Here is an 18,763-nt window from a genome sequence, read left to right as displayed (position 1 = left end):
AACATATAGAATCGTAATGCGGCAACGCAGAACCCAAGGAGTGATAGATGAACCAACTGCTTTGTTATAAAACCCTGCCTGAATGGAACAGCACCACGCTACCGGAAAGTTTCCAGCAAAAGCACAACACCCAGAGCGGCACCTGGGCCAAACTCAGGCTACTGAGCGGGACATTGACCTTCGCGTTGATGACCGAAGAGGGCGAAACTACCGAAACCTGGCAGTTCAGCCCCGAGAGCCAACCGCCGTTTATCGAGCCACAGCAATGGCACCGCATCGTTTCATTCTCCGATGATATGACCTGCCAGCTGGCTTTCTATTGCTCGTCGGAAGATTACTATCACAAAAAATACCAACTGACGCGTACCCACTCCGAAGTGATTGAGGCCGTACAGCAGATCGCGCCCGGCAAGACGCTGGATTTGGGCTGTGGCGGCGGGCGCAACTCGCTTTATCTCAACCTGAAAGGCTTCGACGTCACCGCCTGGGACAAACACGGCCCGTCGATCGATAACCTCAACGGCATCATCGATAGCGAAGGTTTGTCGCACATTCGCGCCAGCGTGCAGGATCTCAATACTTATACTTTCAGCGGCGAATACGACTTTATCCTTTCCACCGTGGTGTTGATGTTCCTCAACCCGGCGCAGATCCCGCGGCTGGTGAAAAACATGCAGGACAGTACCGTCGACGGCGGTTACAACCTGATCGTCGCGGCGATGGACACCCCGGATTACCCTTGCAGCCTGCCCTTCCCGTTCACTTTTAAACCGGGTGAGTTGAAAGACTATTACGCCGGGTGGGAAGTGCTTAAGTACAACGAGGACGTTGGCCAACTGCACAAAACCGATGCCGCCGGTAATCGCATTTCGCTGCGTTTCGCCACGCTGCTGGCACGTAAGCCATAACCCCTGTCTGCCTGCGCGCAACTGATGGCGAAATACGGCAATCAACATGAAGTTTATTACGTTGCCAACCCGCCCCCGCGGCGTTAGGATCGCGCCCGGCTACGGGTGTAGCCAGTGTTATTGGCTGTCAGTTCCGCGCATGGAGAGGTTATTGTGTTAGAAAGTTTTGGCGTCCTGAATCTTTGGACCTATCTGGCCGGGGTGATTTTTATCATCATCCTGCCGGGCCCGAATACGTTGTATGTGTTGAAAACCGGCGTAACACGCGGTGTGCGGGCCGGCTATACCGCCGCGCTGGGCGTGTTTATCGGTGATGCAATCCTGATTTTCTGCGCCTATATTGGCGTGGCCTCGCTGATCCGCACCACGCCGTTTCTGTTTACCCTGGTGCGTTTTCTCGGCGCGATTTACCTGCTGTTCCTGGGTGCCAAGATTCTCTACGCCACCTTTATCCAGAAAAATGCCGAGCAGCATCAACAGATTGAAGGCGGCCACAGCATTCTGCGCAAATCGCTGACGCTCAGCCTGACCAATCCGAAAGCGATCCTGTTTTATGTGTCGTTCTTCGTACAGTTTATCGATTTCAACTATGCCCATACCGGTCTGTCGTTCACCATTCTGGCGTTGATCCTCGAATCGGTCAGTTTTATCTACATGACCACGCTGATCTTTTCCGGCGCGATGCTGGCGCACTTCTTTAACCACAAGAAAGGCCTGGCAAAACTGGGCAATGGTCTGATTGGCCTGCTGTTCCTCGGCTTCGCCACCCGCCTGGCGACCCTCAGCTCCTGATCCCGCCGATTAACGGCTGACTCATTCAGCCGTTATGTCACGCAGAGCAAACCGATTGTCAGGCAGACAAAAGTCCTGCCGCTGGGCCTGCTGTAGACTTTTAAGGTTAATGATAGCGACCTTTTTTGTCTGACAGGAGGGCGTATGCCTGACAACACCCTAGCAGTGATGGACAGCGTTTCGCGTTTTCTCGATCGTCATCATGGGCTGTATATTGACGGCCAATGGTGCGAGTCCAGTGCCGAACATCGGTTGGTGGTATTTAACCCCGCTGACGGAAAACAAATTTCCTCCACCGCCGACGCCAACGCACAGGACGTCGCGCGTGCCGTACAATCTGCCCACCAGGCTTTCACCTCCGGAGTCTGGGCCCAACGTTTACCCGCCGAGCGCGAGCGCATTCTACTGCGCTATGCCGACCTGCTTGAACAACACACCGAAGAGCTGGCCCAGTTGGAAACGCTGGAACAGGGTAAGTCCATCAATATTGCCCGCATGTTCGAGGTCGGCTGCACGCTGAACTGGATGCGCTACACCGCCGGGCTGACCACCAAAATCACCGGCCAAACCCTGGACGTGTCAATCCCGATGCCTCCGGGCGCCAAATATCAGGTGTACACCCGTAAAGAGCCGATTGGCGTGGTAGCCGGTATCGTGCCGTGGAACTTCCCGCTAATGATCGGCATGTGGAAGGTAATGCCGGCGTTGGCGGCGGGTTGCTCTATCGTCATCAAACCGTCGGAAACCACCCCGCTCACCCTGCTGCGCATGGCCGAACTGGCCAGCGAGGCCGGTATTCCGCCGGGCGTATTTAACGTGGTAACCGGCAAAGGCACCGGCTGTGGCAAGGCACTGACCGAACACCCGTTGATCGCCAAAGTGAGCTTCACCGGCTCCACACCGGTGGGTAAAGGCATCGCGCGGGCGGCGGCAGATCGCCTGACCCGCGTCACGCTGGAGCTGGGCGGTAAAAACCCGGCCATCGTGCTGAAAGACGCCGATCAACAACAGGTTATCGAAGGCCTGATGGCGGGCAGTTTCCTCAATCAGGGCCAGGTGTGCGCCGCCAGCTCACGAATTTATATTGAAGCACCAATCTACGACAGCCTGGTCGCCGGGTTCGAGCAGGCGGTGAAGTCACTGACCGTCGGGCCGGGCATGGATGCCAATGCGCAGATCAACCCACTGGTCTCCAGCGATCACCGGAATAAAGTCGCAGCCTATCTGGACGACGCCAGATCCAAGCATGCGGAACTGATCAGCGGCGCAGCCGGGCCAGACTCGCAAGGGTTCTATATTCCGCCGACGCTGGTGATTAACCCGGATGATCAGTTGAATCTGGCACGCGAAGAAGTGTTTGGCCCGGTGGTGAATCTGATCCGGGTGGCGGACGCCGAAGAAGCGCTGAGCAAAGCCAACGACACCGATTACGGTCTGACCGCCAGCCTGTGGACCACCAGCCTGCAGGCAGCAATGGCTTATACGCCACGCATTCAGGCCGGTACGGTCTGGGTCAACACCCATACGTTGATCGACGCCAACATGCCTTTTGGCGGCTTTAAACAATCGGGTAGCGGCCGCGACTTCGGCCCGGACTGGCTGGATGCCTATACCGAATCCAAATCGGTGTGCATTCGTTACTAAAGAGCGCCTTCATCATCAATAGCGCCGCAGAAGGCGCTATTGATACTGCTTGCGATATTCGCTCGGCGAAACGCCAAAACGGCTTTTGAAGGCGGTGGAAAAGTGGCTGTGATCGGCAAAACCCCAGTCATAACCGATAGTGGCCAGTTTCTGCCGCTCCGGCGCGCTGCGTAACGCCTGTGCGCACAAGTCCAGGCGGCGGTGCTTGATATATTGCGCCACCACCAGCCCCTGACGAGCAAACATCCGATACAGACTGCGCACCGAAACGCCAAGCTCATCGGCGATCCACTCCGGCCGTAACTGCGGCGACTGAATATGCGTATCGATAAACGCCAGCGTACGGCTGAAGCTGCGTGGAGGGCTGTCTTCCCCCACCACGCGATCGACCAGCGCCGGACGCAACAGCGTCGCAACCGCGTTCAATATCGCCTCACTCTCTGGAGCGCTCATCTGTGAGTCTTGCATGCATCCCAGCACCAGTTGCCGGCTAAGGCGCACCACGCTGCTTTGCGCATCCAGCCGCCGCACGCACTGTACATCGGACGCAGACTGCTCAAGATAGCTGCGCGGCATCAGCAATGAAATTTGGCGGGAGTCTTGTTGAAAGGTAAAGCTGCTGGTGCGCGAAGCGTCGATTAGCGTGACGTCACCGGCGGACAACACCGCCTGCCGATCGCCCTGCTCCATCAATGAGCTGCCACGTAGCTGAAATACCGTGAAAAAGTGCGAACCGTCGCTACGGGCAATCTCCTGTTGGGTACGATACAACCGGGTTTGAGCGGCATCCACCACGCTCAGGCGCAGCGCGTGGGCACGGAATTCCTGCATAGCCCCGCTAAAGCCAGGCCCCAATGTCCTGGCGCAAAAGCGGCCGCAGGCGGAGTTGATTTTCGCCAACCACTCCTCGAAACCGGCCTCCCTGACCTGCGCGGAAATTGCCATGCTTTACCCCTTCACACATCAGCGACAAACGCTGTCGGCGTTGAACAGAAAATCAACATAACAACCCGATAACATACAAGCAATGCCGGAGCCGGGATCTGGCGCCGAGATCACAGATTGCGTCTTGAGCCACCCGATATGAAAAACCCGGCCGTAGCCGGGTAGGTAAAAACAAGAGTAAGGGGAAAATCTTAAGGCTGGGTGGTCAGCAGATAGTGGACTACGGCGGCGTACTCTTTGGCATAGCCGTCAACGCTTTGGCTCGCCATTCCGGCATTGTCGATCTTGTACTTGCCGGAAACATAAAACGATGGCGTGGCGCGCACGTCCAGCGCTTTGACCGCTTCATTCTGTTTGGCGATCATGCCCTTCACCAGCAGGCTGTGACGCGCATTTTCATAGGTGGCCGCATCAACACCGGCAGCGGCAAACACCCGCTGAATATCCTGTTCACTGTTGATGGCACGCTTCTTTTGCAGCTCGTCGAACAGCATGCCTTCGATTTTGTCCTCAATGCCCATCACCATCGCCACCGACCAGGCCTCGGTCAGCTCATTCCCCAGTTTGCCCATCAGGCCAACGTGGTATTTGGTCAGTTTGGTGCCCGCAGGCAATGCCTGGCTGACGGCGCTGCCCACATGGTAAGTCTCGGCAAACTGATAGCACGGGCCGCAATAGAAAGAGAAAAACTCCACCACCGCAGGGGCCGACGCCACCGGCTTATCCAGACGAGTATATTGCTCGCCCGCGCGGTAATCCGCCGCCGCAGCAACGGCAGGCAGCAATAACACCAGTAACGCACCGGCAAGCAGCCGATTAACTTTAGCCAACATAACTACTCCAATTCAGATGAGAACATTGTCCCTAACGCCGGTGTTTATAATCAAATTATCGGGACAAGACCAGTTTTTATTACCTTATGTTTATGTGGGATTGACCCATATCAAAGGCGTGGGCCAGACGTTTGGTGGTGTTCTCCGACCCAGGCACTATGCTTAAAAGAAGGCGTTGACCGGTGCGTAGCAGCACCAGGAAATCGGATACCGAGGTTAAAATGACACCCATTAATAAAAATATTGGCGAATACGATTTCACTGCGGAAAAGAGAGCGGGCATCATCACAGGCACCATCAGCGGTGAATTCCCGGACAGCGATGCCAGCCTTCCTCTGCTGCCCTTTTCCGGTACCTTTGTCGCGCCTTCCGTCGAGGAAGCCATAAACGATATTACGCGGCAATTCCCTGACATAGAGCCGGCGATAATCGATTTATTGCGAGATGAAATGCTCAGGGCGGGATATTAACCCCTCCTACTACCGTAATAGGTCACACCCCGATTAGAATATTCTTACTTACAGAACCTTTTCGGTTTGCCTACTCTTTCCATATTGCTAATACCAACGGCGGAAGATGATACTAGCCATCTTAATTTAGAGATTAAAGGTTATATTATGCGTCGTATTATGATGTTCATCAGCGCGCTGGCGATTAGCGCAATGCTTTCCGGCTGTATATTCCCGCCTCCAGGCGGTGGTGGCGGCGGTGGGCGCGGTGGCCCTGGCTATCATTTTAACGGCCCAGGTTAAGGAGTCAGCCCCTTGTCTGGGGCTGATCGAAAACACCACTGAAATAAATCAGGACATCATAATGAAAAAACTGATACTCATTATTACCGCCGTAATGGCGCTAAATTGCACATCGGCATTCGCTGCAACACCGGTTAATGAATATAATGACAGGCCGGTAGTTCATCAAAATAATAAAAAGCCGCACAGCAATAAAATGCAACCAAAATCACATCACAATAAACAAGCGCACAAGAAACCATATATAAAAACGCCAGAAAAACGTGCGCCAGAGGCTCGCCCCGCTCACCACAATTAATGCCGGTGACTGAGTCAGCGATGATTCAAATGCGGAAAGCTCACACCCACGTGCTTACCGCGGGTGTGAGTGGCTGAAAATTATTTATAGGCTTTTTGCCCGCAGGGTATCGCCGCTGCGAATAAAATTGCCGGCCCCCAGATGATGGATGGTGTGCAACTGCGGATCGGCGTCGGTAAAGTTCCAGCGGCCACCGTGAAATACCCGTTCATCTGCGGCAGCGGCGACCACTTCGCCGAAACAGGTGTCATATTTCTGCTGAGCGCCACTCTCCGGTAACAGACGGCACTCCAGCCAGGCCACGCAGCCCTGTTCTATCAAGGGGACATTCAACGTCGCACTGGAGATCGTGGCAATATTGAAACGGGAAAACTTATCCTCCACCTCCTGCCCCGAGATATTGCCCACCGCATAGGTGGTGTCGATAAACATCGCAGCCGGAATGCAGATACCAAACACCCCGCTCTCTTCGATCATTTGTCGGGAATGCGCCGCCTTGTCGACCACAATGGCAATTCGCGGCGGCGTAAATTCAACCGGCATCGACCAAGCGGCCGCCATCACATTGCGCCGTGCGCCATCCTGACTTCTGCTGGTGAGCAACACCGTCGGGCCATGGTTAAGTAAACGGCTGGCATGTTCCAGTGCAACGGGTCGAAAATGATTCATGGGAAGCCCTTAATGGAGGTATTTGGCTGATCAAATATCGGGGGGAATGGCGATGCCTTCCGTCCAGCAGTGTAGATCTGCGTTGCAGTGGGGATCAATTGCGTTGGCCGTGAAGAAGCACAGAATGTGTATGCATGAGCTGGCGGCATATTGAGGTCGGGCAGAAATACGCTGCGTCAGCCTTCACTGACGCAGCAGGATAAAACTAGTTTTTCGGCAGTTGAATACGCACCACGCTTTCTGGTTTACCGGCCTTGGTGCTGGCACCATCATTTTTCACCGTCACGAACAGCACATTGTTACTGGTATCCAGTGCCAGGCTGTTAGGGTGCGGTGGCAAATCCAGCGTTTGCAGGCGTTTGAGGGTCTTCGAATCGAACACCGTTAACGTACCCGCGCCGTGGTCGACACGGACCCCATTGCGGTTGGCGACGTACACCCGCTGATTACGATCGTCCAGCAGCAGACCGATCGGCACTTCATCGGTCAGTTCGCTGGCCAATACCTTGCCGCTGTCCGCGTCCAGTGCAAACACCCGGTGACCACTGCTGCGCTTCACGTAGTCGCGCTCCAGATGAGTGTTGCGATAGTTATCGCGATCGATCCCCTGATCCACGCCTAACAAACGGTTGTTCTTGCCGTCATACACCAGATTCAGCAACTGATCCGCCTGGATCTCTTTGGTGGAGGTGATCGCCAGCGTGTCGGCATTCAGGGTGATCAACTGTCCCTGCATGTTAGAGACAAATACGCGCCGTCCTTTTTCGTCGAGGGTGATGCCTACCGCGTTGTAGCCAAACCCTGGGATCATTTTTTCCAGTTTTTTGGTTTTGGTATCCACCACAAACAGCACGCTATCCACCCCGAAGCCCAGCCCCGGCAGGAACAAGCGACCGGTCTGCGCGTCATATTTCACCTCGCGGATACGGTATTGATAGTCTTCGGTTATCTTGAAGCGCTTAAGCTCTTCGAGCAAAAACTCCAGTCGTTTACCGCTGATACCGGCGTCTTTGTAGGTTTTTTCCAGCATGCTCTTTTCGGTCACCGGGATGCTGGCCAGTGCTCGGTTAGTGGTGGTGTCGACCACGCCGACCGAGCCGTTGAAACCCTGTGTCAGATAGAGCCGATGCCCGGCATCATCCAGCGCCACGCCGAAGCCCTTCACCTGCAGCGGGATCTCCGCCTGCACCGCCAGCGTGGCCGGATCCAGACGCAGCACGCGGGATTTCGCCTCTTCCTTCCAGTCCGGTGCACTGACAAACAGTGCCTGTTGGCTTGGGCTGAAGGCCATTTCCACCACCGCCGACGATAAAGGCTGACGCTTGATATCTTCTGGCTTAATCCCGGCATCACGGGCCTGTGCCGCACCGGCCACCACCAACGACGTGGCGATCAACAATGACAATAAAGCGCGGGGTGTTCCTAAAGTTCCAGACATCCGTTTATCTCCATGAAAGTAATAAAGTCAGTTAGGGTGAACAGTGTCATTGCCGTGGTACCGGCGGCAGGGCTGCCAGCGGCATATCCCCGTCGGCCAACTGGGCAAAATGTGAAAACACGTGCTGAATGCTGCCGGCGATCAGCTCAGCCTGGTGCGCGGTGTAGTGATCGGTGCGGTAGGTCATCATCACGCGCAGGGATTTCGCGCCATCGAGATTTTCTTCCATCACTTCAAACTGCAAACCGAGCAGCGATGCGGTTTTCTCCGGCTCTACCTGACGGTAGGCCACCCTGCTGCCATCCTGCAGGGTGAATGCCCCATTCAACTTGATGCGGCTGTGGATCTGAATGAACACTTCGAACATGTGATTCTTGCGATCGGCATCAACACCAAACAGCCCTTCTTCCACCAGATCGATGGGGATATCGGTGTAGGGCATGGAACCGTTGATGGTGTTTTTAACCTGATCAATCAGGCCCGCCACCGTCAACTGTTCGGCGAAACGTACCCGGTGCACCACCACAGTGGTGAAATAGCCGATGGTGTCGAAAAACTCGGCGTCGTTACGGCCAGAGGTGGAAGTGCCCACCAGCAGATCCGCCGGGCCACCGAGCAGGCGCAGGGCCGAGGTAATCCCGGCGTAGACCACGTTGAACAGTGAGGCGTTGTTCTTTCTGGCCTGCGCGTACAGCCCATCGGCCACCGCCGGGTCGACGTCAAACTCCAGCCAGCCGCCGTCAACGTCGGCGTCGGCCGGTACCGCAGGGTGGTGCGAAGGTTGCTGCTGGAACAACGGCTGACCGACCGGCGCGTCGCGCAGGTTATCCAGCCAGTAATCCAGGTGCTGCTGTACTACGCCGCCCGCCTGCTGCTGCCGGGCAAAGGCATGAAACTGCGGCACGGCACTTTTCCACTGCGGCGCCTGCCCCGCCACGCGCTGGCTATAGGCAACCCCCAATTCGTCCATCATCAGGTTCAGCGACCACTCGTCGAGCACCACATGGTGGAACAGCAGCGAAAGCAACTGCTGACCGGTGGCGGCATCCCGCAGGAAGGTAACGCGCAGCGGCAGCTCGGCGGTCAGATCAAAACGGTGATCCCCCGCCCTGGCCAACAACTCACTGGCATTACCGGCCGGTGTTTCATCGGAGAAATAAAACCAGCCGTAATCCAGCAGGTCAGCGGCTGGCACCACCTGTTGATATACCTCGCCGTCGCGGTCGATAAACAGCGAACGCAATACGCTGTGGCGGGTCATCACGTCGATAAACGCCTGACGCAGCGCGGTTTCATCCACCGGATCAAGGAAACAGATGGCGAATGGCAGATTGAAGATTTCGTCGTGGCCGAAGGCCTCGTAGACCTTCCACAAGGAGTGCTGTGCCAGAGACAACGGCGCCTGAACCACCTCCCCCTGTGTTTGCGCGGCAAGTTGCTGTGCGCTCGGTTCCGCCACTGCCTGACGTTTGGCGTAAGCCGACAATCCACGGGCGGTCGCGTGGCTGAACAGATCGTTAATGTTGAGTTCGATGCGGTGCAGGCTGAGCAGGCGGCCGATAACCCGGGTAGCCACCAGCGAGTGCCCGCCGCGATCGAAGAAATCTTCATCGGCGGTCATCTCCGGTGCGACCAGCGCGTCACGGAATTCCGCCAGGATCAGTTGGGTAATCTCGGCATTTTCTGCTTGCGCGTCTTGCGTCGCCAAAACGCTCTCGTGCAAGGTTGACGGCTGCTCAGCGGCAGGAAGTAGCGCCGTGGTTATTAACCGTCCGGCGAGGAAAGCAACAAACTGCTCCAGCAGGAAAGGCGCGGCATGTGGGGTTAAACGGGGATCCGTAACCAGTTCCAGCACCACCGTGTCCGGATCCGGCAGGCTCAGGGCCAGCACCATTTCAAACGGCGTATGCAGTGGTGGCAGCAACAGTCGTTCGGCGCTGACACCGTCAAGCTGCAACGCCACCGACGAGTCCGCCAGCCAGGTCACCAACAGTTGGGCCAGCTGGGGATTAGCCCGTTCCGCCGTTTGTTGTGCCAGCAGGCGACTTTCCGCCTCAGGATCCACAGGCCCCAGGGTCAGACGTTTGAGTTGCGCAGTGCTCATCCAGGCGTCCAGACCGCTCGCCTGCTGCGCATCGCCCTGCGGCACACTCAGTTGCACCGGTTGCCCGCCAGACTGCGCGCTGATAAAGCGCCCAAAACGCACGGCAATCGCCGCCAGCAGCGTCGCCGGGTTGTCTGCAGCAGGCAAGATTTTGCGCGCTACGCGAGTCGCTATACGCACCCCGGCCTGAGCCAGCAGCTCATCCTGAGGGGCGGAAGTCTGGTAATCGCGCAGGGCCGTCGCCTGACGCGGCCACGGCAGCGCCAGTTCGCTGGCTTCCGCCAGGGTCGCCACCGGAGGAATGATGGCAAAACTCGGCGTCGGCTCAATACCGTTATACAGCGCCGACAGCGTGGTCAATAATTGCCGACAGGACAGCGTTTCCGCCAAAATATCGTGCGCCACTACGCCTAATATCGCTCCGGTGCCGGTGAACAGCAGGAAACGTATCGGTGCTTCTCGCGCCAGTTCGAGAGGAGCGGCCTGCGCCTGCAGCAAACGGCTAACCGCCTGTCGTTCGTCCAACACCGCCTGAATGCTCACCGGGTTTAGCGTCGCGTTACCGCGCAGTTTGCGTAACCCCTGTTCGTCATCGAAGTCATAACGAACGTCCAGTTCAGGCATCAGCCGCGTCAGGGCTTCCAGCGCGCTAACCAAACGGCCGATATCCGGCTCGCCACCCAGACGCCAGGCCATTGCCTGCTGGCTGCTGCCATCGCCCCGCTGCTGGTGCATGAACCACGCCAGCTCTTCCGCTTCACTCAAGGGTTGAGAGGCATCCGCTGCCCGCGCACCCAGCGTCTGGAACGCTAGATCCAAACGCTGGGCTTCGTCATCGCTAAGAATATTGTCAAAATAACCGCTCACTGCTCTATCTCCTTGCGCCCGGCCACGCCGGAACATCGGGGAACGCGAGTCATGAAAAGGGGCGTTGGTACGCCCCTTGTGCAGACTGGCTGCTACCGCATCAGAATGTCAGTTCAAGTGCCGCGCCAATCATGCGCGGGCGCTGCTGAGTCGCCGTGTACACGTCGTTGCCGCTGACCATCACGCGACGCTCCGAGTCAAACAGGTTCTGTGCATACAGGGTGGCGCGACCATAGGCGAAGGTGTACGCCAGTTGGGTATTCGCCGACCAGTAAGAACCGATGCGCCCGCGTGAGTCGTTGTCGTACTGCGAGTAGTAGGAGTCCGAGAACGCCACGTTGCCGCTCAGTTCCAGCCCGGCCATCAGTTGGTACTTGGCGCCCATGTTGGCGGTATAAGCCGGCGCACGCGCCAGTTCGTGCCCATCGACGCCGCTGCCCGAGAACTTCTTGATTTTGGTCTTCAACAGGCCAACGTTAGTGAACAGCTCGAAGTCCCAGCGCGGCTGCCAGGTCGCCCCCATCTCCGCACCGTAGGTTTCCACCTTGTCGGCATTGCGGATCACCGATGAGTTTGGCCCCAGGGAGTACGGCAACTGCATGTCTTTGTAGTCGTTGTAGAAAATGTTGCTGGTCAGAATGACGTTGGCGTCTTTCAGGTGGTGACGGGTGTAGAGCTCATAGTTCCAGACATACTCGGAACCGTAGGTGTAGTTGACCACCGGCGTGCCGATAGTGATGCCCGCGCCACCGGCGTTATAACCCCGCGCCACTTTGGCGCCGTAGGTCTGGGTATCCGTCGGTTTCCAGGCCAGATCCAGCTTCGGCAGGAACACGTCGTAGGTTTCGTCGAAGTCGATACGTACGGCCTTGCTGCCACCGGTACGCTGACGGTGCTCTCGCTCCAGGCGGCTGGCGGCGGTAAGGTCCACCTGTGGCGTGATGGCATAGGTCAGTTCGGCAAACACCGAATTAGTGTCGGTTTTATCCTTGAAGGTGGAACCACCGAAAATATTAACGAACTCATCCTGCTTGGCGTGGAAGTAACGCAACCCCGCCAGCCCGTGCAGGCGGCTGCCCGGCCCGCCAAAGCGCGCCACCGGCTCCACATGCACCTCTTTGCCGCCGATATCGGCGTACGGCAAGGCATAAGCGGTAGGACGGTTGATATTGAAGTCGGTGTAGATCACCCGGTTTTCCAGCGTCAGGCTGTCGGACTGCTCCCAGGCCAGATCCCAGACGCCGCTGTTGGTGTTGCTTTTAAATACCGCACGACGCGGATCGTGACGCAGGCTGGTCGGGTGAACCAGCGGATTGAGGCTCTCGTTTTGCGGTGAGGTGCTGCCAAAATGGTTAAAGGTCAGCTTGGTGGTCAACTCGCGCATACCTGCCGGGTTGAACAACAGTTTGGCACGGGCGGTAGTGGCTTCAACCTCGCGCGGATCGCCCACCGGTTCATAGGCGGGCAGGTCGACGTCACTACGGCGGCGCTGACGATCGACGCTGACGCGGAACGCCAGTTGGTCTTCCACCAGCGGGCCGGAGACCATGGCGGACAGTTGTGAAGAATGCTGGTTGCCCGCGCCCCCCTTGAAGGCGCTTTCCCAGTCAAAGGTCGGATCCTTACTGGCCATCACGATGGCGCCGGCAATGGCGTTGCGCCCCTGAATATAGCTCTGCGGCCCGAGGAAGACTTCTACGCGATCCAGATCCCACAGCGACTGCGGGCCGTAGGCCTGCTCGTTATAGGTTAATGAACGCCCATCCAATGACAGATTGAGACGTGGGCGGGTGCCGCTGAGGAAGGCATTGGCACCGGTATTCGGGCCGGAGCCATCGATACCGCGCACGGTCGGAAGGTCGTTACCGATGCCCACATCCATGACGTTGGCAGTCATCCTCAGTAAATCAGGGACCTGCAACGCATTGGGCATAGAGGCAATGCGTTCGCTGTCGAACACTTGCACGCTGGAGCCGGTATCAAAAATGCTGCGTTTGATTTTTTCGCCGGTGACCAGCAGGCTCTCGGAGTCCTGCCAGTTGTCGTTACGTTTGCTGTCTGCGGTTTCCTGAACCTTCTCGTCCACGACGGCGGCGTTAACGCTGCCGACAGACAGAGAGCAAAGACCCAGAAAGAGTGAGGAAAATGCCCCGATGACCTGTAAGCCTGCTTTTTCCTTGTTTCCTACGATTTTATGCCTTTGAGCCGCTGAATGCTTGCTCATAGATGTATTCTCCTTTCATCCCAGATGCACAAAAATTTAATTGTTTTCACATAGGTAACGACGCTGCTTTTCACACTGACAATGGCATTGCGGCCTTCCTGACCTTGCTGTTGCATATCCTTGCCGCAGACAAACGCCCCACCCCCGATACGCAGCGGGTAGAGGCTGATTTTTGTCTGGAAACGTAAAGAATTGTTAATAATGATAATATTTTACATATTTTAATGCAAATCATTATCACTTGAGTGAATGAATGCCAGGAAAAACAATCAGAAAGGAGATCGGTAAAGCAAAAGAATCACATCACTAAAAAATCAATAATTTCATTTAAAATGAATATAAAACATAACCATATCAGAGTTAATAATTTACCCCCCTGAGTACCGCCCAGCATTAACCACATTATTCCTCTGCGTTATCATAATAAATATTAATAGTAATAATTTTCATTCCCATTAACATTGCAATATATTCTTACAGTCTCTAAATCTTGATGGAAACCCGATGAAAGCCTTGACCACGATGCAGGCCGCCTACTGGGTGGGCCGGCAATCCGCAGCGCCACTGGGGGGCGTCAGTGCCCACCTGTATGCGGAATTTAACTGCTGCGACCTGGATGTCGAACGACTGAGACAGGCCGTTGCCATTCTTTACCTGCATCACCCCATGTTACGCCTGCAGGTCACCGCCGATGGCCAACAAACTATCGCCCCCTGCGGCCCGCAACATGGCCTGCATCTGGACGATTTTAGCCACGCGGACACTGCCGATGTTACCCACAGGCTTGCCGAAAAACGGCTGGCGAAAAGCAGCCAAATGCTGCCGCTGGAACAGGGTATCCCCTGTGATATCAGCCTCAGCCTGCTGCCGGGTGGCCACAGCAGGTTACATGTCGATCTGGATATGATTGCCGGTGATGCCATGAGCTTTCGCGTGCTGATGGAGGATTTGGCGCGTTTTTATCATCAATGCCCGGTGGCACCGAGCGACAGCAGCATTGCCTACTTTGACTATCTGGAGCGGCAGCAAGCTGACACCGAGCTTCATGCACACCGCACCCGCGCGCAGGCCTGGTGGCGTGAGCGGCTAGCCCAGTTGCCGCCCGCACCGCACCTGCTGCGTACCCCGGATCGCTGCCGTAGCGATCGGCTGGCGCTGCAACTGAGCGCCACAGAAACCAAAGCCCTGGAGCAAGTCGCCAAAGCGCACCGCATCACGCTTTCATCGTTGTTTTTAGCGCTGTTCGCCGTCACCGTCGGCCACGGCTGGAGGCTGTCGCGCTTTCGGCTGAACGTACCGCTGTTCCATCGTGCCGAAGAGAGCGTCGACAACCTGATTGGCGACTTCTCCAATTTGGTGCTGCTCGGCGTGGAGCTGGATCCGGCAGAAAACCTGCCCGCCTTCTGCCGACGCCTGATGTCGCAGTTGGCAGAATTGATCGCCCATGCCGACTATCCGGGCGTCAGCGTGATGCGCGATCTGTCGCGTCTGCAGGGCAGCATGCAGCCCTCACCGGTGGTATTTACCGCCGGTTTCGGCATTCGCGGCAAAGCGCTGTTCTCAGGCAATGTCACCCGCACCTTTGGTCCGCTGGAATGGGTGATTTCCCAGGGACCGCAGGTGGCGCTGGATGCCCAGGTGGCGCACGCCAACGGCGGCATTCTGATCAACTGGGACGTGCGACTGGATGCCTTCCCGGATGGGCTGCTGCCACAGTTGTTTGCCACCTATGGCGCCTTGCTGAAACAGGCCGCCAACCAACCGGGCAGCTTCAATCTGCCGCTGGCGCAGTGGCTGGCAGAGTGTTCCACACCGGCATTGGCCCGCCAAATGCCAGTGCGCCAACTGCTGCATCATTTGCTGGCACGCGTGGTGCCGGACGCCAGGCTGAGTGATGACGACGACATCAACGCCCTGCCATTGCCGCAGGACGGGCTGCCGGCATTACTGGCGGTGGTTAACAAATATCTGTCGGTGGCGCTGACCCCAGCGGACGTAGCGGCTAATCCATCCCCGGCGGCCCTTGCTGCGCTGATCTGCCGGCAGGCGCCCAACGCCGTCGAGGGGGCGCAAATGCTGCTGAAGGTACTGACACCCAAAGCCTGATATCAGTGACGGGCGCGTAGCCTCACGCGCTCCGCATTCTTTTTCGTTGGTTAGCGACAATAGGGAAATACCATGGAGACACCATTAACCACGCTGCAGCAGGCTTATCTGCTCGGCCGCAGCGAACAATGGCCGCTCGGCGGCGTGGCAATGCACGACTTTCGCGAATATCACGGCCTGCGGCTGGATTTGGCACGGCTGGAAACCCGGCTGAGGGAGCTGGTACAACATTACGCGGCGCTTCGTACCTGCATCGATCCCCAGCGCTTTACTCAGCATGTTCGGCCGGAAGCCACGCTGAACCTGGATCGACAGGATCTGCGGGCGCTCGATCATCAGGCTGCACAACAACGTCTGGCCGACCTTCGCGAGCAATATTCGCACCAGCGCCACGATCCCGCGCAGCCGCTGTGGCGTATTGTCGCCATTCAATTGCCAGAGATGCAGGACGTGGCAGGCAACCCTTACGACAGTGTGATTTTCACCAGCTTCGACGCGCTAATTCTCGACGGTCAGGGCATCTCCAGCGTGATCGCCCGGCTGTTTGACGACGCCACGCTGCCGCCCATCGCCCCCACCAGCCCACCGGCCATCGCCACGGCAGAGCAGCGTCAGGCCGACGCCGCCTACTGGCAGGCCAAGCTGCAGGACATTACCACCCCGTCGGCGTTGCCGTGGCGCACTCCGCTGGCCAATATCAAATCTTCGCGTTACCGCCGTGCCAACCTGACCCTGCCGCGCGAGGTACTGAAACAGTTTTCACGCCTGGGGTCCGCCCATGCCCTGCTGCGCAACAGCAGCCTTTCGGCGCTGATCCTCGATACGCTGGCGCAATGGACCACCGACGGCGAGCTTTGCGTTGGGGTGCCGGTGGCATTTCCAGCGGCGGATGGCTCACTCAGTAACGCTTCCACCTTCGTGGCGGTGCGTTATACCCGCCTTGGCGGCAGCTTTGTCAGCCGCGCGCAGGCGCTGCAGGACGACGTGCTGGGCGCACTCGATCACCTGACGTTTTCCGGCGTTGATCTGGCGCGGCAGCTACAAAGCCACAGTCAGGGATCCCCTGCGCTGCCGGTGATCCTCACCAACTGTCTGGGCTGGGAGACACTGCCGGCCCATGCACCAGTGCGTTATTTTGACGGCGTAACCCAGACGCCGCAGGTGGCGATTGATATCCGGCTGACGCAGGATGCCGACAAAAACCTGCTGCTGTGCGTTGACTATGCCGAGCAAGCGCTGGATGGCGAGCAGGTGCAGGCGATGCTGGGCGCGCTGCAGCGCCGGGTGATGTTGATGTGCCGGGACGGTGATCTGGAAATTGCCCCGGCGCAATTTATCGATTATCAGCATTACCGCCATAACCACGACGAGGCGGCATTCAGTGCTTACCCTTATCTTGCTGAGTTGGCGGAACGACTATTTAACGATCCGCAGCCACGACCGGCGCTGATCTGCGATCAACAAACCCTGACTTACCCGCAACTAGGCGAGCAGGTCGCCGCGGTAATGGCCAATCTGCAACAACGTGGTCTGGGGCCTGGCAGCGTACTGGCGCTGTATCTGGCGCGTAGCCCGGAGCATGTCACTATCTCGCTGGCCTGTGCGCTGTTGGGGATTATCTGGGTGCCGATCGACATTAACTCGCCTCCGGAGCGCACCGCTTATCTGCTGACCAACTGTCGGCCGGATCTGGTGGTTCAGCGTGGTGAACTGGAAACACCGAACGGGGTAACACCGGCAGCGCTGCTCGCCCCGTCAGCAAGCCACGCAGCATTGCCGGACCGCCAGACGCTGACCGAACGCAGCGCCAGCAGCGAGGCCAGTTATTACCTGTATACCTCCGGTACCACCGGCAAGCCGAAGTGCGTGGTGCTCAACAACCGCGCCACCGCTAACGTTATCGGCCAGACCCTGCAACGCTGGGCGGTCACCGCCGATGACGTGATGATCTCGGTCACGCCACCGCACCATGATATGTCGATGTTTGATCTGTTCGGCTCGCTCAGCGCCGGTGCGACCCTGGTGTTACCGGCACCCCATCAGGAAAAAGACGCCATCAGTTGGAACCAACTGGTGGAGCGCTATCGCGTCAGCCTGTGGTGTTCGGTACCGGCCATTTTGGAGATGCTGCTGACCTGTAAAACCGACGACAGCCTGCGTTCGCTGCGGCTGGTGGCTCAGGGTGGCGACTACATCAAACCGGCCACGGTGCAGCAATTGCGTGGCCTGCGCCCGGATATCAGCCTGTTCTCGCTCGGCGGGCCAACCGAAACCACCATCTGGAGCATCTGGCACCCGATAGCACCGCAGGACACCGGAACCGTGCCCTATGGCCAACCATTGCCGGCCAACCAGTATTTTATTTGCCATGACGACGGCAGCCACTGCCCGGCCGGTGTGGTCGGCCGCATCCACACTGCCGGGGTGAATCTGGCATTGGGGTATCTGGAAGACGGTGATTTAAAACAGCATGATTTCGTCACGCTGGAGGGGCCAGACGGCCAACCGCTGCGCGCCTTCCGCACTGGCGACCAGGGTTACTATCGTGCCGATGGCAATATCCTGTTCGCCAGCCGGGTGAACGGCTACGTGAAAATCCGTGGCGTGCGCGTCTCGCTGCCGGAGATTGAAGACGTCTTGCGTGGACACGAGGCGATCCTCGACATCGTGGTGGTGGATTACCCCGGCGGAGATAACGGCGAAGCCACGCTCGGGGCGATGTACCTCACTCACAACGGCGAACCACTGTCGCTGGCGGCGATCCGCGCGTTCTCAACCGGTTACCTGCCCTGCACACATATCCCGACGCGCTTTATCCACGCCGAAGCGCTGCCGCTTTCGGGCAATGGCAAGACAGACCGCCACCGCATCCGCGCCGCCTTCAGCGCCGAACGGGCGGCACCGGGGTTAAACGCCTGCGCCGCACCGTTGCCAGGCACAGCACCGGCCAATAGCGGCAAGATTTTAGCTATCTATTTGCAGACCATCGGCGCAACGCCACGCCCGGAATGGGGAGATGAAACCGCCTTTATCAGCATGGGGCTGAAACTGCCGCACATTCGGCAGGTGGCCGCACAGCTCAACGACGCCTTCGGCACCCGTCTGCCACCCACGCTGCTGATCCCCTGCAAAAATGCCCGGGAGGTCGCAGCGCTACTGGCGCGTTAACACTGTTTAAACGTA

The 18,763-nt window shown here is 57.6% G+C and carries 14 protein-coding genes; 8 read left to right on the top strand and 6 right to left on the bottom strand.

Features of this window, described 5'->3' with window-relative positions; translation table 11 throughout:
* Positions 1–47 precede the first annotated feature (47 nt).
* From tehB to ACNT1W_RS06905, 3 genes are all read left to right on the top strand, one after another.
* Positions 48–908, top strand: a complete 861-nt coding sequence (gene tehB / locus ACNT1W_RS06915) for an SAM-dependent methyltransferase TehB (protein ID WP_218217499.1) — start codon at positions 48–50, stop codon at positions 906–908.
* A gap of 153 nt (positions 909–1,061) precedes the next feature.
* The gene (gene leuE / locus ACNT1W_RS06910) at positions 1,062–1,700 is read left to right on the top strand and encodes a leucine efflux protein LeuE (protein WP_419246560.1); all 639 of its coding nucleotides are present in this window, start codon (positions 1,062–1,064) and stop codon (positions 1,698–1,700) included.
* Positions 1,701–1,844: 144 nt separating this feature from the next.
* Positions 1,845–3,344 carry an aldehyde dehydrogenase family protein gene (locus tag ACNT1W_RS06905; protein WP_419246559.1) on the top strand — a complete coding sequence of 500 codons (1,500 nt, stop codon included), beginning with the start codon at positions 1,845–1,847 and terminating at the stop codon, positions 3,342–3,344.
* Between the two features lie 36 nt (positions 3,345–3,380).
* On the opposite strand, the gene feaR is transcribed toward ACNT1W_RS06905, so the two are convergent.
* Positions 3,381–4,289 carry a transcriptional regulator FeaR gene (feaR, locus tag ACNT1W_RS06900; protein ID WP_259190572.1) on the bottom strand — a complete coding sequence of 303 codons (909 nt, stop codon included), beginning with the start codon at positions 4,287–4,289 and terminating at the stop codon, positions 3,381–3,383.
* Between the two features lie 191 nt (positions 4,290–4,480).
* Positions 4,481–5,122, bottom strand: coding sequence for a DsbA family protein (locus ACNT1W_RS06895; RefSeq protein WP_419246558.1), 642 nt, complete (start codon positions 5,120–5,122; stop codon positions 4,481–4,483).
* A 221-nt stretch (positions 5,123–5,343) separates the two neighbouring features.
* Between ACNT1W_RS06895 and ACNT1W_RS06890 the strand changes: the two genes are divergently transcribed.
* The 3 genes from ACNT1W_RS06890 to ACNT1W_RS06880 all read left to right on the top strand — a co-directional run bounded on the left by ACNT1W_RS06890 (position 5,344) and on the right by ACNT1W_RS06880 (position 6,172).
* Complete coding sequence (locus ACNT1W_RS06890; RefSeq protein WP_115183191.1) at positions 5,344–5,592, top strand: hypothetical protein; 249 nt, start codon at positions 5,344–5,346, stop codon at positions 5,590–5,592.
* A 147-nt stretch (positions 5,593–5,739) separates the two neighbouring features.
* Positions 5,740–5,874: a hypothetical protein gene (locus ACNT1W_RS06885; RefSeq protein ID WP_419246557.1), complete on the top strand. Its 135-nt coding sequence runs from the start codon at positions 5,740–5,742 to the stop codon at positions 5,872–5,874.
* A 61-nt stretch (positions 5,875–5,935) separates the two neighbouring features.
* On the top strand, positions 5,936–6,172 hold the full coding sequence (locus ACNT1W_RS06880) for a hypothetical protein (RefSeq protein WP_419246556.1): 237 nt from the start codon (positions 5,936–5,938) through the stop codon (positions 6,170–6,172).
* A gap of 84 nt (positions 6,173–6,256) precedes the next feature.
* Here the strand turns inward: ACNT1W_RS06880 and ACNT1W_RS06875 are convergent, their stop codons facing one another.
* The 4 genes from ACNT1W_RS06875 to ACNT1W_RS06860 all read right to left on the bottom strand — a co-directional run bounded on the left by ACNT1W_RS06875 (position 6,257) and on the right by ACNT1W_RS06860 (position 13,474).
* Positions 6,257–6,841 carry a flavin reductase family protein gene (locus ACNT1W_RS06875; protein ID WP_419246555.1) on the bottom strand — a complete coding sequence of 195 codons (585 nt, stop codon included), beginning with the start codon at positions 6,839–6,841 and terminating at the stop codon, positions 6,257–6,259.
* Positions 6,842–7,046: 205 nt separating this feature from the next.
* Positions 7,047–8,279, bottom strand: coding sequence for a YncE family protein (locus ACNT1W_RS06870; protein ID WP_026142225.1), 1,233 nt, complete (start codon positions 8,277–8,279; stop codon positions 7,047–7,049).
* 46 nt (positions 8,280–8,325) lie between these two features.
* Positions 8,326–11,250: a condensation domain-containing protein gene (locus ACNT1W_RS06865; RefSeq protein WP_419246554.1), complete on the bottom strand. Its 2,925-nt coding sequence runs from the start codon at positions 11,248–11,250 to the stop codon at positions 8,326–8,328.
* 100 nt (positions 11,251–11,350) lie between these two features.
* Entirely contained in the window at positions 11,351–13,474 is a 2,124-nt protein-coding gene (locus ACNT1W_RS06860; protein ID WP_419246553.1) for a TonB-dependent receptor, read from the bottom strand.
* Between the two features lie 504 nt (positions 13,475–13,978).
* Here ACNT1W_RS06860 and ACNT1W_RS06855 point away from each other — a divergent pair.
* Both ACNT1W_RS06855 and ACNT1W_RS06850 read left to right on the top strand, forming a co-directional pair.
* Entirely contained in the window at positions 13,979–15,580 is a 1,602-nt protein-coding gene (locus tag ACNT1W_RS06855) for a condensation domain-containing protein (protein WP_419246552.1), read from the top strand.
* A gap of 72 nt (positions 15,581–15,652) precedes the next feature.
* Positions 15,653–18,748 carry an amino acid adenylation domain-containing protein gene (locus ACNT1W_RS06850; RefSeq protein WP_419246551.1) on the top strand — a complete coding sequence of 1,032 codons (3,096 nt, stop codon included), beginning with the start codon at positions 15,653–15,655 and terminating at the stop codon, positions 18,746–18,748.
* The last annotated feature ends 15 nt before the right edge of the window (positions 18,749–18,763 follow it).

Origin of the sequence: Serratia sp. NFX21 (assembly GCF_048517035.1) — a bacterium.
GTDB classification, from domain to species: Bacteria; Pseudomonadota; Gammaproteobacteria; order Enterobacterales; family Enterobacteriaceae; genus Serratia; species Serratia quinivorans.
Note: the sequence above shows the minus strand (reverse complement) of the source record. Positions and strands in the feature narration are given on the sequence as shown.